We start from the raw sequence: 24343 nt of genomic DNA on the forward strand, positions 1-24343 counted from the left end.
AGCAATATAAATCAGGCAAACAGGGCGGGCATGAACGGGGAAACAAAAAGCCTTCCCCGAAGCTAAAGAATCTAGGGGAACAGCGTCAATTCGTTGAAAACATACATCCTTTCAAGTCGAAATATGCAGGCGGCAACCACGGCTGCCAGTCAAAACAACTTTTCGCTTTGGCTTCATCGACAAGCTAGCATGATTATGTCCACTTCTGGCCCTGAACGGATATCATTTACAAGAAATTATGTTCGCTCATGCGTAGGCTACCCAGCCGCGGAAACTGATTGCTTGATAAAATTGCGTGATGCTCGTGAAACCTGCTTCCTGCAGATATTCTCGCTCTTCTTCCGGTGACCTTATGAAGGCTTTTCTCATCCCTATCTTAGCTGCGTTAAGTCTATCGGCGTCCATCTGTGAAGAAGCGCCAAATTTGACATGCCGTTCGATCCAGGTTGAGTAAGCTGGTTCGCTCAATGGGAAACTGACGTGAGCTAGAACGAACGGCGAGCCCGGTCGTAGACGCTGGCGAATGCCATCAAGCGTGACCTTCCTATCCTCGGGCGAGATATGGTGGAATACGAGCAGACATACTGCACCATCGAAAGGCCCAGCGGGTGCAACAGAGATGCTGCCATTGTGAAGAGCTATGCGCTCAATAAGGTTTCCAATCGTTTTTTGTGCCAATGCAAGCATGTCCGATGACGGATCGACACCATCAAATTTCCAACCTGGCTGCTGTTCAGACAGTGCTTTTAGCTCAAGGCCACCACCCGCACCGACCACGAGCACTCGCCCGTCTTGGGGCACCCGTTCGGCCAAAAGCAGTCCCGCCATGCGATGAAGTCCATCGAGCCCCGGAACGTTGCGTCTAGCTCCTTCGATATAATCAGCCTGCCTTCCATCAAATGTACCCACAGCGACAACTCCTTTTTGCGCCTATCGTAACAACATAAGTTACGTAAGGCGCCGGTGCAATACCTCACATCAGGACAGCGAGCACCGCGGCGACCGCTAATGGCGCAAAGACGCCGCCCACCCATGTCGGCCATCAGCCCAAAGCCGTCGTCGAGCTGCTTTGATATCCAGGTAGAAACGACGTGTAGACATTGCAGCGGGGCCACTCGAACCCATCAGATAAAAATCGCTGCCAAAACAACACGGTGCTGCTGGCGGCATCGGGTCTATGGCTGGGAAATGTCCGATAGGTCCCATAAATGGAACGGTTTGCTCTGACGCATTATCGTGATGTTTCTCACTCTTGACATCCTTTCGCAAACCTTGTTTATACGCATAAGCAGCTAATACGAATTAGCAGAGCAGCAGGAAACGGGGTTTCGATGGTTAGGCGCTTGACGCAACGTGACATTGCGATCTTCGCGGGGGTCAGCCAGGCAACGGTTTCGCTCGTGCTCAACGAGGCGAAATCCGCTGAAGGCCGTATCCCGCCTGAAACGCGGGAGCGCGTGCTGAAGGCCATTCGCGACACGGGTTATGTGGCGGATCCCATTGCGCGCAGCATGGTCAAGGGCGCCAACCGGATTCTGGGTGTATTCACCTACCAGCCGGCTTTCCCGATTGCGCAGGCGGATTTCTACACGCCTTTTCTGATGGGAATAGAGGAGGAGGCGGAGAGGCTGGGCTACGACCTTCTGCTGATGACGGCCGCCGCGCGCGACGATAACGGCCGCAAGCGCATCTTCGGGGAAACAGGTCGGCTTCGACTTGCTGACGGGTGCCTGATTCTGGGCAGCCAGTTCGATCGCGATGAGCTGGCCCAACTGGTTGCCGGTGACTACCCTTACGTCGCAGTCGGTCGCCGTGACGATGCCGGTGGGCCTGTGCGTTATGTTGGCGCGGATTACGTCACCGCCACGCATGCTCTTGTACGAGAGGCACTTGCCGCCGGCCATCGCCGTTTCGCCTTCATCGGCGCGACGGGTCCGGCGGAATCCATCAGCGACCGCTGGCGTGGTTTTCTCGCCGCAATCGAGGGCGCGGCGGAGCTGGTTTATTCCCATGAAAGTGAAAATGGCGATCCGGCCGAGCAACTGGCCGCCGTTCGCGCCAGCGGAGCAAGCGTCGTTTTTTTTGCCGAAGTGGCCGAAGCGGTGGTCTTCGACAATCACGCCCGTGCGCAGGGGGTGAGCGTCCCCGGCGATCTTTCCATCGTCGTGCTCGGCAGCGGCACGCGCACGCATACGCTCCGGTTGCAACGTGTCTTCACCTCCTATGCCATCCCCCGCGAAGAGATGGGCCGGCAGGCGACCTCCATGCTGGTCGAAACACTCACCAGTCCCCCCGGCCCCGTAAGGCAGATACTGCTGGGCTGCGACATCGTGGCGGGCGAAACGCTTGCTTCCCCAACTCAAGGCCCAACTCAAGGAAAGAGAACCTGACGTGAGAGAGTACAATGCAGATATTCTTGTGGTTGGCGGCGGGCTTGGCGGCGTGGCCGCGGCGCTTGGGGCCCTGCGCAACGGCCGCAGCGTTATCCTGACGGAAGCATTCGAGTGGATTGGCGGCCAGCTGACCAGCCAGGCCGTGCCACCCGACGAGCACAGCTGGGTCGAACAGTTCGGAATCACCGCCAGCTATCGCGCGCTGCGCACGGGCGTGCGGCAATATTACCGCGACCACTATCCGCTGACGGACGCCGCCCGGGCGGATCTGACGCTCAACCCCGGTGACGGCAACGTATCTCGCCTGTGCCATGAACCGCGCGTTTCGCTGGCGGTGATGGAGGCGATGCTTGCCCCTTACGCGGCCGGCGGCAAGCTGACCATTCTCAAGCCGTATGAGCCGATCGCCGCAGAGGTCGACGGCGACACCGTGCGGGCCGTGACGCTGCGCCATTGCAATACGGGCGATCTCGTTTCCTGTTCGGCCCGCTACATCATCGACGCCACCGAACTGGGCGATCTGCTGCCGCTGACCGCAACCGACTATGTCACCGGTTTCGAAGCGCAATCCGAAACCGGCGAGCCGAGCGCGCCGGCCGAAGCGCAACCGCACAATCAGCAGGCCGTCTCGATCTGTTTCGCCGTCGATCAGGTTGACGGCAATCATGTCATCGACAAACCCGCCCGGTACGACCACTGGCGTCAGGTTGCCCCCGAATTCTGGGGCGGCCCGCTGTTGAGCTGGGACTCGCCCAATCCGCGGACGCTGGAGCGCAACCGCCGGTTCTTCGATCCCAACCCGGTCGATAACGCAACACGCGACGTTGCCGACCAGCGCCACAGCGCCGGCGATATGAGCCTGTGGATATTCCGCCGCATTGCCGCCCGGCATACATTTCGGCCCGGCGCCTATGCCAGCGATATCTGCCTCGTGAACTGGCCGATGATCGATTATTTCGAAGCACCGATCATCGACGTTACCCCCGAACACTATGCCGAGCGGCTGGCCGACGCGGCAAGCCTGTCCTATTCCATGTTCTACTGGATGCAGACCGAGGCGCCTCGCCCGGATGGTGGCCAGGGCTTTCCGGGCCTTCGCCTGCGCGGCGACGTTACCGGCACGGAACATGGCCTGGCCATGGCGCCCTATATTCGTGAAAGCCGTCGCATTCGTGCCCTGACCACGGTGGTGGAACAGGATCTGTCGCTTGCCGTGCGCGGCGATCGCGGCGCGGTGCATTACCCTGATAGTATCGGTGTCGGCATGTACCGCATCGACCTGCACCCCTCGACGGGCGGCGATAATTACATCGATGTCGGCGCCTGCCCTTTCGAAATTCCACTGGGTGCCCTTATTCCCCGCCACAAAACGAACCTGCTGGCGGCATCCAAGAATATCGGCACCACGCATATCACCAATGGTTGCTACAGGCTGCATCCGGTCGAATGGAACATCGGCGAAGTGGCCGGCATGCTGGCCGCCTATTGCCTTGACAGGGGCGAGACCCCGCATGGCGTGCATGCCGATGAAAAGCGGTTGGCGGAGTTTCACACCCACATCGAACGCCAAGGGGTGGAGCGCCATTGGCCCGATATTCGCGGCTACTAGCCAAAACGTATAATCTGGGAGGATTATTCATGCGCAGGAGTATAGTCAAAATTGCATTGACCGGTTTTCTGGTCACATCCGGGCTGGTTTCGCCAGCTTTGTCGCAGGAATTGCGGATGGCCATCTGGAGCGCCAACGAAGCCCATCTCGCCCTCTTCAACGAGATCGCCGATGAGTTCGAAGCCAGCCATCCCGGCGTCAAGATCACCTACGATTCGCTTGCCTACGAAGGTTATGCCACCACCTTGACCACCCAGATCGCCGGCGGCAATCCCCCCGACCTGGCCTGGCTGTTCGACACGACCGCCCCTGACTTCATGGCGGCCGGGGCGCTTTATCCCCTTACCGAAACCTTTGCCAATACCAAAGGTTACGACATGGACGACTTCCCCCCCGCAACACTCACCGCCTGGTCGTATGAAGGGGTACAATATCTCTATCCCTTCTCGACATCGCCCTTCGGCGTTTTCGTCAACAACGACATGATCCGGGCGGCAGGCGCAAAGACACCCGCCGAGATGATCGCTGCCGGCGAATGGAACTGGGACAGTGCCATTGCGACAGCCGCGAAAGTTGCGGCCACCGGCAAACAGGGATTGATCATTCGTGATTTCGAATACAAGGCCTGGGAAAACCTTGCCGAAGTCTATACCGGGTGGAATGCCTATCCCTGGTCGAAGGATACCAAGTCCTGCGCTTTTGCCAGCCAGGAGATGGTTGATGCGATGCGCTTCATTCACGATGCGATCTTCGTGAAAAAAGCCATGCCAGGCCCCGGTGTTTCTGCCGACTTTTTTGCCGGGGATGCGGCGATGACGACCACCCAGATCAGCCGCGCAGCGCTACTGCCGAAAGGCGACAAGGCCTTCGATTGGGATCTCGTGCCGTTGCCTACAGGACCTGCAGGTGACTATGCCGTAACAGGTCGGGCAGGCATTGGCGTCATGGCCAGCGGCAAAAACCCAAAGCTCGCGGCGGAATTCCTGGCGTTTTTCTCCTCCAAGCCTAATGTGGCCAAGCTCGCGCGGTTTTTCCCGCCGGCACGGCAGAGCTTGCTCACCGCCGATGTCCTCGCGGCCGCCAACCCATTGCTGTCGCGTAAACAGATAGAGGCCGTGGTCATTCGCGGCGTCGCCACCGGTCAATCAACGCAGCAGGTCCGCAATTTTGCCCGGCTGCAACAGACCGTTCGCGCTGGCCTTGACGGTCTCTGGCGTCCCGATGCCGATGTCGCGGCTGTCCTGCAAGCGCTCTGCGGCCGTCTCGATCCGTTGCTGGCGGCCAATTGACGCTTGGTAGTCATTCGATTTCCGCGGATGCGAAAGGCAGAAGGAAGAAAAGCCATGACGCTTGCCCTCCAGACAGCGCAGACACAGGCCCGGCGCGGTTTCTGGACCATGGCGCGCCGTGACGCCGCCACCGGTTATCTGTTCATAGCGCCGCAACTCATCGGTATCGTTGTCTTCGTGCTCGTGCCGCTGGTGCTGGTCTTCTGGTATTCACTGCATGAGTGGAACGTGCTGGCAGGCTCGTTCCGGTTCACCGGCGTCGCCAACTACCAGAAGCTGCTCAGCGACCCGGCCATAGGCGAAGTGCTGGCCGTGACCGCCGTATTCTCCGCCGGGCTTGCCCTGCTCAATATGAGCCTGGCGCTGGGGCTTGCGTTGCTCCTGAATCAGAAGCTGGCCTTCATGACCGTGTTTCGCACACTGTTCTTTTCGCCTGTGGTGGTGTCGCTGGTCGCATGGACAATCGTCTGGAGTTTCTTGCTGCAGAACAATGGCGGCATCAACGGCCTCCTGCAAATGATCGGCGTCGAGGGGCCCAACTGGCTGCGCCACCCCACGACGGCGATGATCTCGGTCATCGTCGTGCAGGCGCTCAAAAATCTCGGCCTCAACATGATCCTGTTTCTAGCCGCGCTGCAGGGCGTGCCGCGTGAACTGTTCGAAGCCGCGCGCGTCGACGGCGTGCCGCGCTTCAAGCAGTTCTATCGCATCACCCTGCCGATGATCAGCCCGACGATCCTGCTCGCCTCCATCGTCACCATCGTCGGCGCGTTGCAGGTCTTTGCGCAGATCATGATCCTCACGCAGGGCGGGCCGGGCTTTTCCACGACGGTTCTCGTTTATTACCTCTATCAGCAGGCCTTCCAGTTCTACCTCTTCGGTTATGGCTCGACACTCTCCATCATCCTGCTGGTCATTGTCGGCGCTCTCACCTTCATCCAATGGCACCTGCGCAGAAAGTTCGTATTCTATGAAAACTGAACTCAGCCCACGCGCGCAGGCGCTGATCTATTTCATACTCTGCGTGCTGCTTGTCCCCTTCGTCTTTCCGACCTGGTGGATGGTGACGTCATCGGTAAAACCCGTCAGCCAGATATTTGCCTTTCCACCCGACATCTGGCCACGCGCCTTTGATTTTTCATCCTATTCCGACGTTTTCAGAATACAGCCCTTCGCGCTGCAATACTGGAACTCCGCCTATATCGCCGCAATCGTCACCATCGGCACCATGGCCGTGGCTTCGATGGCCGGATATGCCTTTGCGCGCATCAGGTTCCCCTTCGCCAACGCCATCTTCATGGTGGTGCTGGTGGGATTGCTGATCCCGTCCGAAGTGACACTGGTTCCGCTGTTCCGGATGTTTCTCAAATGGGGCATGATCAACACGCACTGGCCGCTGATCCTGGTGCCGATCTTCGGCGCGCCGGCGGTCTTCGCCACCTTCATCATGCGCCAGTTCTTCATCTCCTTACCCGTGGAGCTGGAGGAGGCCGCGCGGGTCGATGGTCTCGGCCGGTTCAAGATATTCTGGACCATCGCCCTGCCGCTTTCCCGTCCGGCGCTGGCCGCCGTTGCGATCTTCACGTTTCTCGGCAGCTGGAATCTTTATCTCGAACCCATCGTCTTTCTTTCCAGCCCCGATAAGTTCACCCTGCCCCAGGCGCTGACACAATTTACCGACGCCTATGGCGGGCCGATGTGGAACATCCAGCTTGCCGCCGCAACGATGACCGCCATTCCCGTACTCATCGTTTTCATCGTTGCGCAGAAACAATTCGTCGAAGGCCTCGCCCATACCGGCCTCAAAGGCTAATCGAAAGGCTGACCCATGGCACCCGTTACCCTTAGATCCGTAAAGAAAAGCTATGGCGCATTCGCCACCATCCATGGTGTCGACATCGATATTGCCGATGGCGAATTCGTTGTCCTCGTCGGCCCATCGGGCTGCGGCAAATCCACCCTGCTCCGGATGATCGCAGGCCTTGAAACCGTGACCAGCGGCGATATCTCGATCAGCAGCCGTGTCGTCAACGAGATCGAACCGAAAGACCGCGACATCGCCATGGTCTTTCAGAACTACGCGCTTTATCCACACATGAGCGTGGCCAGGAACATGGCGTTTTCGCTCGAACATCGCGGCGGCAGCAAGGCCGAGATCGCCGAACGGGTGAACTGGGCAGCCGACATATTGGGGCTGACGCCGTTGCTCGAACGGTTCCCCCGCCAGCTTTCCGGCGGGCAACGGCAGCGTGTCGCCATGGGCCGCGCAATCGTCCGCAATCCGCAGGTTTTTCTGTTCGACGAACCGCTCAGCAATCTCGACGCCAAGCTGCGCGTGGTGATGCGCGGTGAAATCAAGGGGTTGCACCAGCGTCTGGGGGTCACGACCGTCTATGTCACGCATGACCAGGTGGAAGCCATGACCATGGCCGACAAGATCGTGGTGATGAATGCCGGACGGGTCGAGCAATGCGGGGCGCCGCTCGAGCTTTATGACCGGCCCGCCAATCCCTTCGTCGCGGGCTTCATCGGTTCTCCGGCGATGAATTTCATCAAGGGGCGATTTACCGCCGATGGCTTCGAGGCTGACGGTATCGTCTTGCCCCTTCCGCCCGGCCCGGCCACAGGCGAAGCGATATATGGCGTCCGCCCGGAACATTTCGAACTGGTCAACCATGGCCTCCCCGCAACCGTTTTACTGGTGGAGCCAATGGGGTCGGAAACGCAGGTCACGATGATGCTCGGCCATCACCAGGTCATCGGCGTCTTCCGCGAGCGTGTGCAGGCGCAGCCGGGCGCGACCATCCAGGTTCAGCCCGACCTGAAATCGATCCATTTGTTCGATGCCGCGACCAATCAACGCCTCAACTAACGAACCCCTCGCCATGACACGCCATCGCAAACCGGGTCTGAAGACGCATCGCGCCGACAGGCCACCTCCCGGCGTATTTTCACCATCCGAAATTGCATCGGATCCCTCATGGGTTCCGGATATGGCTGCTTCAGGCGAGCCGGCGATGACTGCGGAAACCTATATTGCCGCATATCTTGCCGACGTCGATGCATGGTGGTGGTCAACGAACCTGCATCACGAGCCAGGAGGTTTAGCGTTAAAACGCACCCTCGCTATTATCGCGCAAGCAAGGATGCCCGATCAACGAGCTCTCGGCCAGTTGGGTGTCGATCCACTGGAGAATATGATGTCCGATGAACTGCTTGAGCTTTTGAGAGCCTGGATGCCGTTCACTCCCGCAATGTGCTACGCCCTCGGCTGCGTGCGGATGGAGTTCGAACCGCCCCAACTGCAACGCCGCCTGAGTGCAATGGTAGCGGAATCGCGACGCAAAACAGAATTCAATGATTAAAAATCGCTGCCCGGAAACGCCATGTTGGGTTGAACTTGGGATGACCATATGAAATCGACGTGTCAGGTGTTGGAAAGCCGTAATCGAAGGGACAGGCAAATTCGCACGAATGTAACGCGCCGTAATATCGGTCTGGTTCCTCCCCTCTTTCTCGCTGCCGGGCTGATATTCCAGGCAACGATGGCAGTCAGCCCGGCCCAGGCGGCGGAGAGCGTGACCGTTCCCCCTTATGAACCTGCCATCGGGGCCGAGAGCCATTATCGCGTTCAAAAGACGACCGAGACCGACATGTCGCTTTGGCTCGACAAACCGGAAGCATCGTCCGCTGTCATGCGTGGCGATTTCCGTCAATCGGCAACTGTCCTGTTGCGCGACGCCGACGGAATGCGGATGAAATGGAGGCTTTCCGCAGACATTCCACCGGACGCGACAGGCGCTGCGGATTCCTATGCGATGAACGCCCTGTTTCGCAATTCGCTCGCCGCTTATGGTGTGAAGGCGCTGGAATTCGACGCCGATCCGAGCGGCACTCCGACGGCGCTTGTGGGCGCCGATCAGATCATCGCCAATATGGAAATGCTTCTGTCCACGTCCGCGTCAGATAACACGGCCTCCCGCATGCTCCAGACCGTTAAAGGTAATCCTCTTGTCGTTATCGACGTGCTTGCGCCGGAAAGCATGATCCTTGCGCTTGGGCAATCATCCGAAGCTTTCACGACAGATATCGGACGGGAATGGACCGTTGAGGGAAGCGAAGAACTGAAGGGGATGCTCGTCCCGACAAGTACCGTCTGGAAACTCGAAGCCGCCGACAGGATCAGGCAAACAGCCACGTTCAGCGCGACGGTAACCTACGATCCGGTTGCCCTGCTGCAATCCCAGCAATCTTCGATCGATGGCATGATCGCAAGCTTCGCTGACCGGGCGAAGCAAATGACCGACGCGCAACTGGCGCAGGCCAGAAGCGCCGGCAAGTCGCGGACTGTGACCTATGTGAATTCAACACGTGACGGCTCGACAATCGAGGTGCTGGAAAACACGGTCGCAAATGTTGGCGGCATGAAAGTCACCGTGGCCATGCATATCTGGCGAGAGGATCAGCCACCGGTCCTGCCTGCGCCACATGCATGGACTGCCCAGCCCCTGTCCGGCCAACGCGTTGAGCCGTTACCCGAAAACAATACGCAAGCTTCGATCGATCTGGACCAGTACCGCCCGAAGACCGATGCCGATACCGCTTCCTCTTCCAACCAGAATGATGGTGACAAAACTTCTAAAGACAGCGGCGGCGGGCACATTGCACCGATTTCGCTCAAGGTCGCAAAGGTGAAATCCTCGGTCGATCCCGCTGCCGGACCTACGGTGGAAATTGCGTTGACGCCGGAAAGCGCCAAGGCCTTCGGGGATTTCACACGCGCAGCTCTCGGGCAAAAGACCCAGCTGCTGGTTGATGGAGACGTCATCTCCGAACCGGTGGTGAGAGAGCCGATTATGGGCGGCAGCGTCACCGTCAATGGTCTTGATTCAGCGCAGGCTCTGGCCATCGAGCAACGATTGTCGTCTTCCGAGGCCACGATCATCGTGCGGTTGGCACCATAATCTTGCAACGAGGAATTCTTCCGGTGAGGGCAGATTGCTCGCTTCAGAGGCGAGTGACATTATAGATTGAACGCGAGACCCAGTGGAATTAGGTATGGCTGTAATATCTCGTCTGAGAAGATTGTGCACAAAGGGCGTGGGAAAGTCAGCTGATGAAGAACGATAAATCGTCGCAAGGGCTGAGTGAGATCCTGCGTGATCTCGTCCAGGAGGGCGGCCAGCTGGCGGAGGCGTTACGGCTCACAGAAGCACATCTTGCCAGTGCGCCTGACGATACGGACATCTTGGAATGGCATATTCGCGTGCTCGAGCAAATGGATCGCAGCGAAGAAGCCCTGGTTGCATTCGAGCCATACAAGACCGCAGTTCTTGGCCGAGAGCCTGAAAGCCCGCATCGCTGGCAAAAACTCGGGTTCGCGCTCTTTCGGCAAGCAGAGATTTGCCGCGCTCTGGGCCGCAAGGAAGAGGCGCGGCACCTGGTTCTTGAGGCAGTGACCAGGATCGGCAGCTTTAGCGATCACACGGCCTGGATGACGGCAGCGCGATGGTTCTGGGACGACGGCGAATTCAATGGCGCCGGGCGGCTCTGGTACGATATCATGTTCAGGAGCAACGCCGACGATGGCCTTGCCGCCAAAATTCTCGAAACCACAACGACCCTGGGCGACGAGCACAACCATGATTGGGTATGGCTCGCACGCATGCGGGCGACACTGGCCGCCCGAGAGCGCAGACGCGAGCGCATCGAGGCGATGTTCCTCCGTGTTGCGCATCAGCCGCTCGCCTGGCGCATCAGGGCCAGGGCGCGTGCGATGGCGGATGATCTCGACGCGGCCTCCGCCGATCTTGATCATTATCTCGAACTCGGCGGCGACCCCAGGGCACAGGTCTGGCGGGCGCAGCTCAACCATCAAATGGGGCATGCACACGGCCTGGAACAGATCGTGTGGAACAGGACGAGCGACGCGGGCGCACGCGACTATTATGCGGCGGGCTGCGATGTCATGGGATTCATCGAGGAGCTCCAGGAGGAAGGGCAATATGTCGGTGCCGAGGATTTTGCGCGCGCCCGTCGAGTGGAGGCCGAGGTCTATAAACTCGGAGCGGAGCGTTTCGAGCATTACTTCGCGACTGGGGAAGGCAATAGTGAGGACGCCGATCCACACGTCTATGCCATGTTATGCAACAATCTCGGTTCGTCTTGGGGCATCAACCAGGAACGCTACCTTGAGGGCATTGCCTGGCATGACAAGGGTTGGGCAGTTTCGCCATTCTGGGAGCAATACAGTAACCGGCTGCGCAATCAGCTCCATGCTCGCCAGTGGGCGGGCGTGATCGAATCCTATGAGGTCCTGCGTCAGGCTTTCGGCAGGGGCTGGCAATATGAAAAACGGTTGAATGGCGTTGGCTATGCCTATGATCAGCTCGGACGCCATGGAGACGTACTCGCTCTCTATGACGAATTCGCCGACTGGTGCTGGACATTCGAGACGAACTCGCTCGAATTCGATGAGGAAGAAAACCAGATCGGGCTGTTGTTGCGAGCAGCAAAGGCTGCGGTGCACGAGGGACGCAACGATCTGTTGCGTGAAATCACGCACCGGCTGCGGGCCTCCGATCGCCTGACCCCGAATATGGCGGACTTTCTCGCCACGGCTTGGGCGGATCACGGTGATCCGGCCGAAGCCCAGCTTTGCCGGCAGGCGCTCACCCCGCCGGAGCCACCGGCGATGCCCGATATGCCGAGGCTTCCTGACCTCGTGACACTGCAGCGGATTCACGATGGCGTGCCGCTGAATTCGGGTTATGGCGCCCTCACTCTGACAGCGGAAGATGAGCAGGGCTGGCATTTCACGGTCACGCGTTATCTCGCGCCGGCCAATGGCGATGCCTTTTGTCCCGTCAATATCGAGGCGCAGCGCGGACAGGAACCAGGCACGCTTGCCTGGCAGGTCGGCCAAGTCGAGGAGCCAGCTGGATGGCTGGCGCGCCTCGGTGGCCGCAAGATCAATCGACGTGTCCAACTCACCCGCTCTCCCACAGGATCGCCCGATGCCGAGGCGCTCCAGACTGCGGACGAGGCGGAGATCGAGGCTTTCTGGCCGCAATTCCTGCGCCGTTACGAGAGAGCGGACAATATCTGGCAGCAATTGTCGGGCACGATCACCATCGAGCAAATCAGGGTGCTTCTCGCCGAACTCGAGGCTGCCGGTTATGATTATGACCAATCACTGAATCTGGGCATCTGCACGGTGCAGCGCACACTCATCAACGGCCGGCAGGAGATCAGCCTTTGTTTCGACCGTCTGCGGGATGGCGATCCCGCCCGCCCGGGCAAGGCCTGTGATTTCTACTATCACCGCTATCAGATCGCCGGGACTGAAGAGGAGCCCGTTCTCTGCTATATGTATCAGGACAAAAACCATCAGACAGCCCGGGATGTCGAACCGAGCGACTCCGATCTGGCGCTGGCCTCACTCGCTCACTTCCGGCGCATGATGCGCCGTCTGGAACGGCATCGTAAACTACAAAAGAGCTGACAGGCCGATCGCGATCGCCTTGGAAGACCCATATTGGTTCCGCATCGGCGGCGTATAACGTGTATGCCGGCGTTCCCCTGTCCGCGTAACGGCGCCGATAGAAGTGGCTCGGTTTGTCTGAACAGTTTCGGGCGTTTTGCTAAGTGGATTTCCGCCTCGATTATGCTGCCACCATCATTGGTGCCAGCGCGTGGGCCGGTCGCGTCACGGGTCTCGGCGACCAGCATGTCGAGATCGCCATGATGCGCACTCCGGACGGACACGGTCGGCTGGAGCTTTCGCGCTTCCTCCGTCCTGAAATCGTTGCCGATCACCGGACTTCTCCCGTGAACGCTCTTGGATATCTGCGTACCATGTTCACAGTCGGCGACGTCTATTTGTGCATGAGATTTCAAATCGCGCAGCTAGTGCAACCATTCACACTGATAGGCCAACACCGGTTCGGCAAATCCTTTCAGTCTGTAACGATCACCATGCACGAGGACATCGGCGCTGCCATATTCCTGGAAGGTCTTGTCCGATATCAGGATTTGATCGCTCCCAGCGGCCGCACAAAGCCTTGCTGCCAGTTGCACGGTCGTGCCGAAGAAATCATTGTGGTCTTCGACTGGCTCACCACAATCCAGCCCGATGCGGATGTGAATGGGCTCGCCGTTGTCGCTGTTGTAGCGATGGAATTCGCGTTGGATATCAATGGCGCAGTCCACGGCAAATGGCGTGGAGGAGAACACGGCCATGATGCCATCACCGGTGTGCTTGACCTCCCGCCCCGATCGTCGCCCAAGGCAGCCACGAACCAGAGCGTCATGCGCCCGGACGAGTTCAGCCGACATGCGATCGCCAAGGCGGGACGTCATTTCGGTTGAACCGACAATATCTGTGAAAAGGATCGCACGGTGGCCGGCGTCCATGGCTTGCGAGACAGCCCCAACCGTAACGGGATCCTGTATTCGCCCGAGAAATGCTTCTACGGCTGACAGGGCAACTTCCACCACTTCACTGGCGATAAAGCCGTGCGCTTCCCGATGCACGCACTGCGCGGTTTCAGCGTCCGGGGCATCCATAAGGCAAAACGCCGTACCACGCCTTTCATCAAACCAGTAGGTCAAAAACCTGACGCCATACTGATCCTGGATGTTGAGATCTTTAAGGTGTGCGGCGGCAATATCAGCCGCTGAAACTCCGGCAAGCTCGTGCCGGTCCATGAAGATAGGCATTGGTTTCCTCCCAAGAGTATATCGTTGCCTCCTCTGCCGGCGAGTTTACGACTTCCCCGAACTATCGTCTATCGCTCTTACGGGTGACCCTTGACAGTGACGGATCACCGGAAAGAGCGATATGCGTTTGCGTGACAATTTCAGCGCATTCGGCTATGTTACAAGGCCTACGAGCATTCACTGACGCATCAATTTGCGGTCAGCCTTTGCCCGCCAACGAAGCGAATTGGGGGGAATGCGATGACACAGCTCGATGAAACAAAACTGAATTCTCTCATTGGCAAAATGCTGGGCGACCTTGGAGGAGCCTTCAGCGTTCCAACCGTCAGGATTGGTTTGAGACTGGGCCTGTTCGAGGCGCTGCATCGCGTCGGGCCGGTGACGTCCGCAGGCCTGTCGGCAGCAGCTGGCGGCCTGTCGGAGCGATATGTCAGGGAGTGGGCACTGGCACAGGCGGCAAACGGCTACATCGACTACGACAGCGGTTCCGGGATGTTCAGTCTCTCACCCGAGCAGGCGATGGTGTTCGTCCACAAAGACAGCCCGGTGTATCTGGAAGGCGCTTTCGATCTGGTAGCCGCGATGATCGAGGGAGAGCCGAAGGTTGAGCGCAGCTTCCGAACCGGCGGCGGGGTGCGATGGGGAGACACCGCAGGTTGCCTGTTCTGCGCAACGGGGGCGTTCTTTCGTCCGGGTTATGTGAACAACATCGTGCAATCGTGGCTGCCTGCCCTTCAGGGCGTCGAGGAAAAACTGGTGAGAGGCGCCAGGGTGGCCGATGTCGGCTGTGGTGTCGGTTTTTCGACCATTCTTATGGCCGAGGCATACCGCAACGCCAGCTTCATCGGCTACGACTTCCACGAGCCATCGATAGAAGAAGCGAATAAACATGCCCGAAACCACGGGGTGGACGACCGGGTGAAGTTCGTGGCGGCAACGGCCAAGGACATCAAGGATACGGACTTCGATCTCATCACCAGCTACGACTGTCTGCACGACATGGGTGATCCGCGTGGATGCGCGGGGCACATGTCTCGCATTCTCAAGAAGGACGGCACCTGGATGATCGTCGAACCCATCGCAGGCGACCGCCCGGCGGACAATATGAATCCCGTCGGCCGTCTCTATTACAACGCGTCAACCATGATCTGCGTGCCCACCTCACTTGATCAGGAGGTCGGTGAAGGATTGGGCGCGCAGGCCGGCGAAGCGAAGCTTTCCGAGGTCATCCGCTCGGGTGGCTTTACCCATGTCAGGCGCGCCTTCACGGGACCCTTCAACATGGTCCTGGAGGCGCGCGCCTAGGATGTCTTGCCTTCTACTGTAAGGGGGCATGGCGCGGCGCGGTTGACCACGGTCGGGCGCCATGACTGTGCGTCTCAAATGCTTGACCGAGCGTCCCAGGCAATTGACTACTTCGACAATTGAATATCTTCTCATACGGTTCGGTCGGTGCGGTGCCGGTACAGAAGACAGTCGAAAATTCAAACACTGGTTCCGGATGCGCAAAGCCGACAGCACTTTTGATATGGCTTCGTCACAGCGAGTTGATTGGCCATTTCCACCAGGCGAAGAATGTTTCGCAGCTTGGAAAAGTGCGCTTTCTCTGCTGGTAGACTGTTCCATACCCCGGGATGCAGATCCTGCGCTTTTCGATTTTCATGGTTGCAGCTGGCAGCTTCCGGGAGCCTTTCTGCATGCGAACGGCGGATCGGCGATGGTGATGTCGCGGACGCAGCAGGTCATCGATGAGCGACCGACCCCGCATATGGTGCTGTTCATGCTCCTGGAAGGGCGGGTCACGAGCAACTATGACGGGCTGATTCAGGCGCATGAACCCGGAGACATCGTCATCGTCGACTATTCGTTGCCCTATGAGAGCGAAACCTCGGGCTTCGAGGCGATCGCGCTGACCTTCGACAAGGCCAATGTGCTGGTCGAGTTTCTGAATAATGCCCACGGTCTTGTGCTGACGCCGAACGAGCATGCCGGCGCTATGCTTGGAACCCAGATCAAGGCACTCGTGGAGCATATTGGCGGTCTCAGCATCCACCAGAGCCAGGTGGCGGTCGATGGCATCCTGCGTTTTGCCGCGGCCGCCTTTGCGGCCCCCGCAACGCGAGAAAGACGCGACAAGCGTTTCCTTTTCCAACGCGCATCTTCGAGCGCGCGACAAAGGCTGTCCGATCCCGACTTCGGTCCGGATGAGTTGGCGGCGGTCCTGGGGGTTTCCCGGTCGAAACTGTTCCGTCTGTTCGAACCGCATGGTGGCGTACAGCGCTGGATGCTCGTGGAACGGCTAAGAGGAAGCTTGCAGAGCATCATGCGATCGACGCCAGATCACAAGATCGCCGTCATCGCCCGTAACCACGGGTTTCGCAGCGAGGCGCACTTCAGCCGCGCGTTCCAGAAGCGATATCAGACCAGTCCGAGTTCCGTCCGAGCTCTCGCCAAGGATTCAGTGCGAATAGCCGCATATGAGACCTTGTTGAAGCAAGGCGGCGGAAACGGAGCAGCGATCGTCGAAGCCTGGCTCGCTTCCGCCCGCGTTTGATTCCGCCCAGCCGCATCAGCTCCTGACACGACGATTGCTCCCTGCCGGCCGAGCCGACCATCGCTGATCGGAATTCGTCATTCGGCACGCCGGGCACGATGACCCTACGTCTCATCTTGATGACTGAACGTCCCAATATGCGCGGCAAGCTCGCTCGGGGCAGTGACAGTGCGAGCGACATCGCAGACAGATGTTTTCGGTTTTGGATTCAGGCCTTCTGGCTGGCCATGGGGGCGGCAAGAATGAGCAATGGGGAGGCACGGATATGTCGGACGTGGCAGTTCAGACGCAGCAGATTACCGATACGGAGCACCCCGCGCACTGGCCGTCGTATCTTGGCAGGGCACTCAGCAAGGCATGGGCTCTGGTAACGCCGGCCGACCCGCGCGAACAAGAGCCGGACGGTCTGGAAGTGCTCGATATGCTCGGCGGCTGGGAAGGCTCCGACGCCAGGCGGCGCAGCATCAGCTAGCACCCTGCCAGTCAACTTGCCCGCAACGGCAGGCAGGCAAATGAAAATTCCATTGACCAGGATTGACCGGCCCAGGACGTTTTTCGCGTTCAGGGCGCAGGCAGATTGTCACCTCAAAGCCTGACGCTCTCAGGTCTTCGGACACATTGGCAACCACCGAAACCGGCCTCGATCTCGACCCATCCGCGACGCTTCAGCCTGCTGAACCCAGCAACACGGCTTCAAGGCCAACTTCAACATGAGATTCATGCGCATCAGTTCATTACCCTGTTCAACGACAAGCCCTGCCGATGAATCTTCCATTATGCGTCCGCCCCGCTTCGGGCGTCTGCGGCCCCAGACGTTGCGGGGTTCGACGACGCTATGCGGGTTCGTCTCCGCCGGTGTTTACTCTGTGTTGGCGGTAACGGCGCTGGGTTTGGCTGCGCAGCCGGCTCTCGCGCAATGCGCTCCAACAGCGGGCGGCTTCGCCTGCTCCGGAGCCAATATAACGGGGCAAGACATCGACGCCGACGATACCACTGTCACGACGGCCCCTGGCTTCAGCGTCGATACGACGGCGCCGGGCGAACACGCCCTCTCCATTCAGGGGTTCGGCCATATCAGCTACATCGACGGCAATGGGGCGGCCCTCACGGCGGGCTCGGGTCAAATTGGTCTGAACATCCAGGCGAATGGCGATAACGGCGCAACTCCGGGCGCAATAACGGTCGTGACTGGTGGGGCCGTCACCGGCGGTGACTCAGGTATCGTGGCCATCAACTATGGCACCGGCACGACCTCCGTTACCGCGACAGCCCAGGTGACCGGGACCGATAGCAGCGGCATCTACACCGAGAATGCCATCACGGCGAGCGACCTGACGGTGAACGCCGCAGGCGTCACCGGCGGCGACACCGGCATTAACGCCGCCAATAACGGCACTGGCGCGACCTCCGTCACCGCAACAGGCCAGGTGACCGGGATCGGTCTCAACGGCATCTGGGTCCAAAACGCCACCACGACAACCGACCTGACGGTAAGCGCCGCAGGCGTCACCGGCAATGCCGACGGTATTTACGCTTACAATGACGGCACAGGTGCGACGAGCGTTACCGCGACAGGCCAGGTAAGCGGCACCAATGGCATCGGCATCAACGCCTGGAACGCCACCACGGCGACCGATCTGACTGTCAACGCTGCGCGTGCTACCGGCCGCGACACGGGCATTCTCGCCTATAACGGCGGCACCGGCGCGACCAGCGTCATCGCGACGGGTCTGATCACTGGGATCGAAGGGAACGGCGTCCAGGCCTATAACGGCGCTACCGCAAACGGCCTCAATGTGAATGTCGTGGATGTCACGGCCGACAGCTTCGGCATCAACATCTCCAACTACGGCCGGGGGGCGACAACGATCACCACGTCCGGTCAGGTGACGGGGGCCGACGACACCGGCATCTATGCCTATAATCACCTCGCGACAACCGACATGACGGTCAATTCCGCAGGCGTCGCCGGCAGGCTGTATGGCATCAAGACAAGTAATAACGGCACCGGTGCGACCACCATCACGACCAGTGGGCTCGTGGAAGGCGGGGTCAGCGCCATCTCGGTCCAGTCCGGCGGCCAACCGATCGCCATCGTCACCAACGGGTTGGTGCGCAATACCTCACACGATTCGACACGACTTGCGATCGAGGCTTTCGGCGGCCCGGTGGCGCTGACCAATGCCGGCGGCATGATTGGCACGGTCGACTTCGGCGTGGGCGCCAATATCATGACCAACAACGCGGCCTGGAACACGGCGGGCGGCGAAAACCACTTCGGCGGCGGCACGCTGACCAATAGTGTCAATGACACAATTATCGGCGGTGGAAATGGCGCCGTGCCGGTGCAGACCCTGTTTGACAACCTCGGCAGTTTTGTCAATCACGGCACGCTCACCATGGCCAATGGCGTGGCTGGCGATGTGGTCAGCCAGACCGGCGGCAATGCGCGGTTCGAAGCAGGATCGGTTCTGGTGATCGACGTCAATGCCCTGGGACAGGCGGACAAATTCATCACAACCGGAAGCGCGACGCTGGCCGGCGGCACGGTAGCAATCCCTGACGTGGGCGGGGTCTATCTGTCGGGCCGCCAGTGGACAATCCTCACTGCGGCCGGCGGTGTCAGCGGCACCTTTGCCGCGCCGTCCGAAGGTCTGCCCTATATCGACGTGTCGCTCGGCTATGACGCCAGCAACGTCTATCTCGGTGTCGCCCGCAACGGCGTCGCCTTCTGCCTCACCGGCTTCAGCGGCAACGAATGCGCAAGCGCCAGTAGCGTCGAATTGCTCGGTCAGGGCAACACCCTCTACGACCTTGTCGCTTCGCAGGCGAGTGCCGAGGCTGCGGCCTACGTCTTCAACCAGGTCTCGGGCGAAATCCACGCTTCGGCCAGGGGCATGCTGCTCGAAGACAGCCGTTTTGTCCGCGACGCCGCAGGCGATCGCCTGCGTGCTGCTTTCGGCGGCACCGGCGCTGCGCGCGCGCCAGTGCTGGCCTATGGCGAGGGTGGGGCCGAACTCGTCGCGGCGGATACCGACCGCTTCGCCATCTGGGGTCATAGTTTCGGCTCGTGGGGCGGCACAGGCGGCGACGGCAATGCCGCCGCGTTCGACCGCTCCATCGGCGGATTTTTGCTGGGCGGTGATGTCCCGGTCGGCGATGCATGGCGTGCAGGTCTTGTGAGCGGCTTCAGCCGTTCCTCCTTCGATGTCGACAACCTCGCATCTTCCGGCAACGCCACCAGCTACTCTTTCGGTGCCTATGGCGGCGGCCAATGGGGCGCGGTGTCGTTACGCGCGGGTGCCGCCTACAGCTGGAACAGCATCGAGACCCGCCGCGCGGTGGCGATCCCTGGCCTGTCCGAGGTGCTGTCGGCCGACTATGACGGCGCCACGGCACAGATATTCGGCGAGGCCAGCTACCGCATCGACACGGCGGCAGCGACTTTCGAGCCTTTTGCCAATCTCGCTTATGTCAATTTACGCACCGGCGGGTTCACCGAGACGGGTGGGGCGGCAGCCCTTTCACAGGCGGGTTCGAATGCCGATACCACCTTCACCGCGCTCGGTATCCGCGCCTCGGACGACTTCGCGCTCGGCAACATCAACGTGACTGCGCACGGCATGCTGGCCTGGCGTCATGCGTTCGGCGAAGTGACACCATTGTCGACCGGAGCCTTTGCCGGCGGCAACACCTTCACCATCGCCGGCGTGCCGATCGCAAGGGATGCCGCGGTGCTCGAGGCCGGCCTCGACTTCGATATTGCGCCCATGGCAAAGCTCGGCGTCTCCTATACCGGGCAGTTCGGCTCGGGCGTTTCCGACAATGGCGCCAGGCTGGATCTCAACGTCAGGTTCTGAACCGCCCGCGCCCGCGATTTGCCGGCCGAGTACAAGGCCTGCCCATCGAAGCAAGCTGCGGCTTCCGCCAGGAAACCGCAGCTTGCCGTTCGCCGGCAGGTTCGTTTTCCGCTGCGCCGGAAACACCCGAAACTCAGCAGGATGGCCTGAGTAACGAACGGAATGCTGAACGCAGAAATCGACCGGCAATCAAATGCAGATCGTTTCCGACCTTGAAAGATTGCGCGAGAGGTTTGGCGGACACGCAACGCTTTCTTGCGCATCAGGCCATTGGCCGACAATGAAAACGGCGTACCAGAGGAAACAGCCTGATCCTACGGGCCGCCCAAAAAGGCCAATCGGTTAAACACCGTGTACTGGGATTCCGACACCATCAAAGCGGTAAAGACAAGCACGATGACCGGAGGAAGGAGGATGGCGTAAATCAAGGCCAGCCTTTCCCACGCCATGTGCATGAAAACCGCAACGATCAGCCCCGCCTTCAGGGCCATGAACAGAAGGATCAGAGCCCATCTGGCATAACTCTGGATGCCAAGGTAATCGACGAGGTAAGAGAAGGTGCTGAGGACGAAAAGCAGCCCCCAGACCACCAGATAAAGTCTTATCGAATGCTGTTGTCCCGAATGCGCCTGCTCTTGTGCCATGATGTCATCCTCACGCGGATAGAAGCCTCACCACAGATAGAAGAATGCAAAAATGAATACCCAGACCAGATCCACGAAGTGCCAGTAAAGCCCGGTTATCTCTACGATCTCGTATTGGCCCTTGCGGCTGGTGAAAAATCCCCGCCTTTCCTGATCGAAGTCCCCCCGCCATACCTTGCGCGCCATGATGAGAAGGAACAGCACGCCGATTGAAACATGGGTGCCGTGAAAGCCCGTGATCATGAAGAAAGACGAGCCGAATTGCGCGGCACCGAACGGGTTCTCCCAGGGGCGAACCCCTTCCCGGATCAGTTTGGTCCATTCGAATACCTGCATTGCCACGAATGTCGCGCCCAGCGCCGCCGTCGCAACCATCAGCGCGGCGGTTTTGCGGCGATCGCGGCGATATCCGAAGTTGACGGCCATGGCCATCGTGCCGCTGCTGCTGATGAGAACGAAGGTCATGATGGCGATCAGGATCAGCGGTACGTCCTTGCCCGCGATCGTCAGGGCGAAAACCTCGCTCGGATTGGGCCAGGCCACGGTGGTCGACATCCGCGCTGTCATATAGGCCACGAGAAAACAGCCGAAAATGAAGGTGTCGCTCAGGAGGAATATCCACATCATCGCCTTGCCCCACGAGACGTTTTTGAACGCCCGCTGGTCCGATGAGAGATCGGCGGCAACGCCGCGCAGTCCCTTCACCTGGCGGTGGGGATCATGTGCCGGTCTTTCCATGGATGTGGTCATCATCGAACCTCCTCAGCTGACCAGTTGACGGCAGAGATCGACGAAACTGTTCGCCCAGCCGGCAAACAGCGCAAAAAGGACGAGCCAGACGACAAACATGAAGTGCCAATAGATGGCGCAGAGACCCACGCTCAGACGAATTCTCGCTACAGGGCCGATCCGGGCGCGGATTGTGGTGCGTCCAAGCACGAGAAGCCCGCCCAATATATGCAGGCCATGCAATCCTGATATCATGTAGAAAAAGCTGTTCGAGGGGTTATCCGCCAGCACATAACCCGCAGACGCCAGCTGCCGCCACGCCAGAACCTGCCCGGCAACGAAGAGGACAGCCATGACGAAAGCCGCCGCAAGCGCCGTGTTCAGCCTGTCGCGGCGGTCCCTCTGGGCTTCTGTTTTCGCCCATTGCAGCGCGACGCTGCTGGCGGCAAGGGCCGCAGTGTTCACCCATAACAGCCGCGGCATGGGAATACCCCACCAGTCGGCGCCGCTCATGCGGCCGAGATAGGCGCTGATGAGCAATGTGAACAATGCGCCGACGACGGCAAGAAAAATTCCGAGCCCGAGTTTCGCGATTGTTTCCGATGATCCCCGCATCCCCGGCGCATCGCCTGCCAGACCCTGTTCCAGCCAGGGCTTCGAGGTGAGCCGCTGGCTTGCCATCCACCAGCCTATGATGCTGGCGATACCGGCCATGAAAATGAGAATGGCGCTCATGACAACGCCCTCTCGGACGGCCCGGCCACAGCCGGCTGGTTTTGCGGCAGGAAATCCTGCGCCGCTCCGGGCACGCTGTAATCATAGGGCCAGCGATAGACGATCGGCAGCTCCCTGCCCCAGTTTCCGTGAACCGGCGGCGTTTGCGGCGTTTGCCATTCCAGTGTCGTTGCCCGCCACGGATTACCGCCCGCCGGTTTGCCCCAGCGAAGGCTCCAGGCGAGATTGAACAGGAACAGCAGCTGCGCCGCACCGACGATCAGCGCCGCGACGGTGATGAACATGTTCAGCGTATGTGCCGATGGTGGAATGAATGCGGTTTCGCCCAGTTCGTAATAACGGCGCGGCACGCCCATCAGGCCGAGATAATGCATCGGGAAAAAGATGGCATAGGCGCCGAGAAAGGTAATCCAGAAGTGGATATGCCCCATCGTCGCATTGAGCATGCGACCGGTGACTTTCGGATACCAATGGTGGATCGCGCCGAAGACCACCATGATGGGTGCGACCCCCATGACCATATGGAAATGGGCGACGACGAACATCGTATCGGAAAGCGGCACATCAACGACGACATTGCCGAGGAAGAGACCCGTCAATCCGCCATTGAGGAATGTCACGATGAAGGCGAGCGCAAACAGCATCGGCAAATTCAGATGGATATCGCCGCGCCAGAGCGTCAGCACCCAATTATAGACCTTGATCGCCGTCGGCACGGCGATGATCAGCGTCGTGGTGGCGAAAAAGAACCCGAAATTCGGGTTCATGCCGCTGACATACATATGATGCGCCCAGACGACGAAGCTGAGCGCCGCGATGATGACGATCGCCCAGACCATCATCCGGTAACCGAAGATGTTTTTGCGCGCATGGGTGCTGATCAGGTCCGAAACGATGCCGAAGGCGGGAAGTGCGACGATATAGACTTCCGGATGGCCGAAGAACCAGAACAGATGCTGGAACAGGATGGGACTGCCGCCCCCCTGCTTTGACTGTTCGCCCATCTCGACAATGGCGGGCATGAAGAAACTCGTGCCGAGCAGCCGGTCGAACAACATCATGACGGCGGCAACGAAGAGCGCCGGAAAGGCGAGCAGCGCCATGACGGTTGCGGTGAATATGCCCCATATCGTCAGGGGCATGCGCATCAGCGTCATGCCGCGCGTGCGCCCCTGCAGCACGGTGACGACATAATTCAGCCCGCCGAGCGTGAAGCCGATGATGAACAGGATCAGCGAAGACAGCATCAGGATGATGCCCCAGTCGCGCCCGCCCGGCGTTCCCGACAGCAGAGCCTGCGGCGGATAGAGCGTCCAGCCCGCGCCTGTCGGCCCGCCCGGCGCAAAGAAGCCGGCGACCAGCACCAGGACGGCGCAGAAATAGAGCCAGTAGCTCAACATGTTCGCATAGGGGAACACCATATCGCGGGCGCCGAGCATCAGGGGGATGAGATAATTGCCGAAACCGCCGAGAAACAGCGCAGTGAGCAGGTAGATCACCATGATCATGCCGTGCATGGTGATGAACTGATAATAATGCTCGGCGTCGATGAAGGAGAAGTAACCGGGAAAACCGAGTTGCAGGCGCATCAGCCAGGACAGCACCAGCGCGACCATGCCGATCGATACGGCGGTCAGGAAATACTGAATGGCGATGATCTTGGCATCCTGGCTGAAGACATATTTCGTCCACCAGCTTTTCGGATGATAAAGCTCCACATCCTCGACTTCAGCGGGTTGGATGACCTCTCCCGCGCCGGATCCAATCTCGACCATGCTGCATCCTCCCTGTTTCCTCCGGTGACGTCGA

Annotated in this window: 20 protein-coding genes and 1 pseudogene; 15 read left to right on the plus strand and 6 right to left on the minus strand. The window is 59.5% G+C overall.

What is annotated here, in order from left to right; genetic code table 11:
• The coding region (locus FCH38_RS23390; RefSeq protein ID WP_210267266.1) for a hypothetical protein at nt 1–188 on the plus strand (188 nt) is incomplete at its 5' end.
• Nucleotides 189–246: 58 nt separating this feature from the next.
• On the opposite strand, the gene FCH38_RS19935 is transcribed toward FCH38_RS23390, so the two are convergent.
• Nucleotides 247–909 (minus strand): class I SAM-dependent methyltransferase, encoded by a 663-nt coding sequence (locus FCH38_RS19935; RefSeq protein WP_336510815.1) that lies wholly within the window; start codon nt 907–909, stop codon nt 247–249.
• A gap of 422 nt (nt 910–1331) precedes the next feature.
• On the opposite strand from FCH38_RS19935, the gene FCH38_RS19940 reads away from it, so the two are divergent.
• The 10 genes and pseudogenes from FCH38_RS19940 to FCH38_RS23515 form a co-directional block, all read left to right on the plus strand.
• Nucleotides 1332–2390 carry a LacI family DNA-binding transcriptional regulator gene (locus tag FCH38_RS19940; RefSeq protein ID WP_174374881.1) on the plus strand — a complete coding sequence of 353 codons (1059 nt, stop codon included), beginning with the start codon at nt 1332–1334 and terminating at the stop codon, nt 2388–2390.
• Nucleotide 2391: 1 nt separating this feature from the next.
• Nucleotides 2392–4002 (plus strand): FAD-dependent oxidoreductase, encoded by a 1611-nt coding sequence (locus FCH38_RS19945; protein WP_174374882.1) that lies wholly within the window; start codon nt 2392–2394, stop codon nt 4000–4002.
• 29 nt (nt 4003–4031) lie between these two features.
• A complete protein-coding gene (locus FCH38_RS19950) occupies nt 4032–5291 on the plus strand; it encodes an ABC transporter substrate-binding protein (RefSeq protein ID WP_174374883.1) in 1260 nt (419 codons plus the stop codon).
• A 54-nt stretch (nt 5292–5345) separates the two neighbouring features.
• Complete coding sequence (locus tag FCH38_RS19955; RefSeq protein WP_078052173.1) at nt 5346–6272, plus strand: carbohydrate ABC transporter permease; 927 nt, start codon at nt 5346–5348, stop codon at nt 6270–6272.
• Nucleotides 6262–7104, plus strand: a complete 843-nt coding sequence (locus FCH38_RS19960) for a carbohydrate ABC transporter permease (RefSeq protein ID WP_153516796.1) — start codon at nt 6262–6264, stop codon at nt 7102–7104. The genes FCH38_RS19955 and FCH38_RS19960 overlap by 11 nt, the downstream gene beginning before the upstream one ends.
• 15 nt (nt 7105–7119) lie before the next feature.
• Nucleotides 7120–8163 (plus strand): ABC transporter ATP-binding protein, encoded by a 1044-nt coding sequence (locus FCH38_RS19965; protein WP_174374884.1) that lies wholly within the window; start codon nt 7120–7122, stop codon nt 8161–8163.
• Between the two features lie 13 nt (nt 8164–8176).
• Nucleotides 8177–8656 (plus strand): hypothetical protein, encoded by a 480-nt coding sequence (locus FCH38_RS19970; protein ID WP_236776665.1) that lies wholly within the window; start codon nt 8177–8179, stop codon nt 8654–8656.
• Nucleotides 8657–8836: 180 nt separating this feature from the next.
• Nucleotides 8837–10255 (plus strand): SecDF P1 head subdomain-containing protein, encoded by a 1419-nt coding sequence (locus FCH38_RS19975; protein ID WP_174374885.1) that lies wholly within the window; start codon nt 8837–8839, stop codon nt 10253–10255.
• A 152-nt stretch (nt 10256–10407) separates the two neighbouring features.
• Entirely contained in the window at nt 10408–12795 is a 2388-nt protein-coding gene (locus FCH38_RS19980) for a hypothetical protein (protein WP_174374886.1), read from the plus strand.
• Nucleotides 12796–12938: 143 nt separating this feature from the next.
• Nucleotides 12939–13169: pseudogene (locus FCH38_RS23515) on the plus strand (VOC family protein); the annotation flags it as partial.
• Nucleotides 13170–13199: 30 nt separating this feature from the next.
• On the opposite strand, the gene FCH38_RS19985 reads toward FCH38_RS23515, so the two are convergent.
• Nucleotides 13200–14012: a nickel-binding protein gene (locus FCH38_RS19985; protein WP_174374887.1), complete on the minus strand. Its 813-nt coding sequence runs from the start codon at nt 14010–14012 to the stop codon at nt 13200–13202.
• A 240-nt stretch (nt 14013–14252) separates the two neighbouring features.
• Here FCH38_RS19985 and FCH38_RS19990 point away from each other — a divergent pair, with 240 nt between their 5' ends.
• The 4 genes from FCH38_RS19990 (at nt 14253) to FCH38_RS20005 (ending at nt 20426) form a co-directional block, all read left to right on the plus strand.
• Entirely contained in the window at nt 14253–15317 is a 1065-nt protein-coding gene (locus tag FCH38_RS19990; RefSeq protein WP_174374888.1) for a class I SAM-dependent methyltransferase, read from the plus strand.
• A gap of 61 nt (nt 15318–15378) precedes the next feature.
• Nucleotides 15379–16566, plus strand: coding sequence for an AraC family transcriptional regulator (locus FCH38_RS19995; RefSeq protein ID WP_236776666.1), 1188 nt, complete (start codon nt 15379–15381; stop codon nt 16564–16566).
• A 274-nt stretch (nt 16567–16840) separates the two neighbouring features.
• The gene (locus FCH38_RS20000; RefSeq protein WP_174374889.1) at nt 16841–17038 is read left to right on the plus strand and encodes a hypothetical protein; all 198 of its coding nucleotides are present in this window, start codon (nt 16841–16843) and stop codon (nt 17036–17038) included.
• 394 nt (nt 17039–17432) lie between these two features.
• Entirely contained in the window at nt 17433–20426 is a 2994-nt protein-coding gene (locus FCH38_RS20005) for an autotransporter domain-containing protein (protein WP_174374890.1), read from the plus strand.
• 314 nt (nt 20427–20740) lie between these two features.
• Here the strand turns inward: FCH38_RS20005 and FCH38_RS20010 are convergent, their stop codons facing one another.
• Genes FCH38_RS20010 through FCH38_RS20025 form a run of 4 tightly spaced genes read right to left on the minus strand, consistent with a single transcriptional unit; the run spans nt 20741 to nt 24309 of the window.
• On the minus strand, nt 20741–21070 hold the full coding sequence (locus tag FCH38_RS20010; RefSeq protein ID WP_153516790.1) for a cytochrome C oxidase subunit IV family protein: 330 nt from the start codon (nt 21068–21070) through the stop codon (nt 20741–20743).
• Nucleotides 21071–21097: 27 nt separating this feature from the next.
• Nucleotides 21098–21820 (minus strand): heme-copper oxidase subunit III family protein, encoded by a 723-nt coding sequence (locus FCH38_RS20015; protein ID WP_153516811.1) that lies wholly within the window; start codon nt 21818–21820, stop codon nt 21098–21100.
• Between the two features lie 12 nt (nt 21821–21832).
• On the minus strand, nt 21833–22534 hold the full coding sequence (locus tag FCH38_RS20020; protein ID WP_174374891.1) for a cytochrome c oxidase subunit 3: 702 nt from the start codon (nt 22532–22534) through the stop codon (nt 21833–21835).
• Complete coding sequence (locus tag FCH38_RS20025; RefSeq protein WP_174374892.1) at nt 22531–24309, minus strand: cytochrome c oxidase subunit I; 1779 nt, start codon at nt 24307–24309, stop codon at nt 22531–22533. Before FCH38_RS20025 ends, FCH38_RS20020 begins: the two co-directional genes overlap by 4 nt.
• Between the last annotated feature and the right edge of the window lie 34 nt (nt 24310–24343).

This window comes from Agrobacterium tumefaciens, assembly GCF_013337285.1.
GTDB classification, from domain to species: Bacteria; Pseudomonadota; Alphaproteobacteria; order Rhizobiales; family Rhizobiaceae; genus Agrobacterium; species Agrobacterium burrii.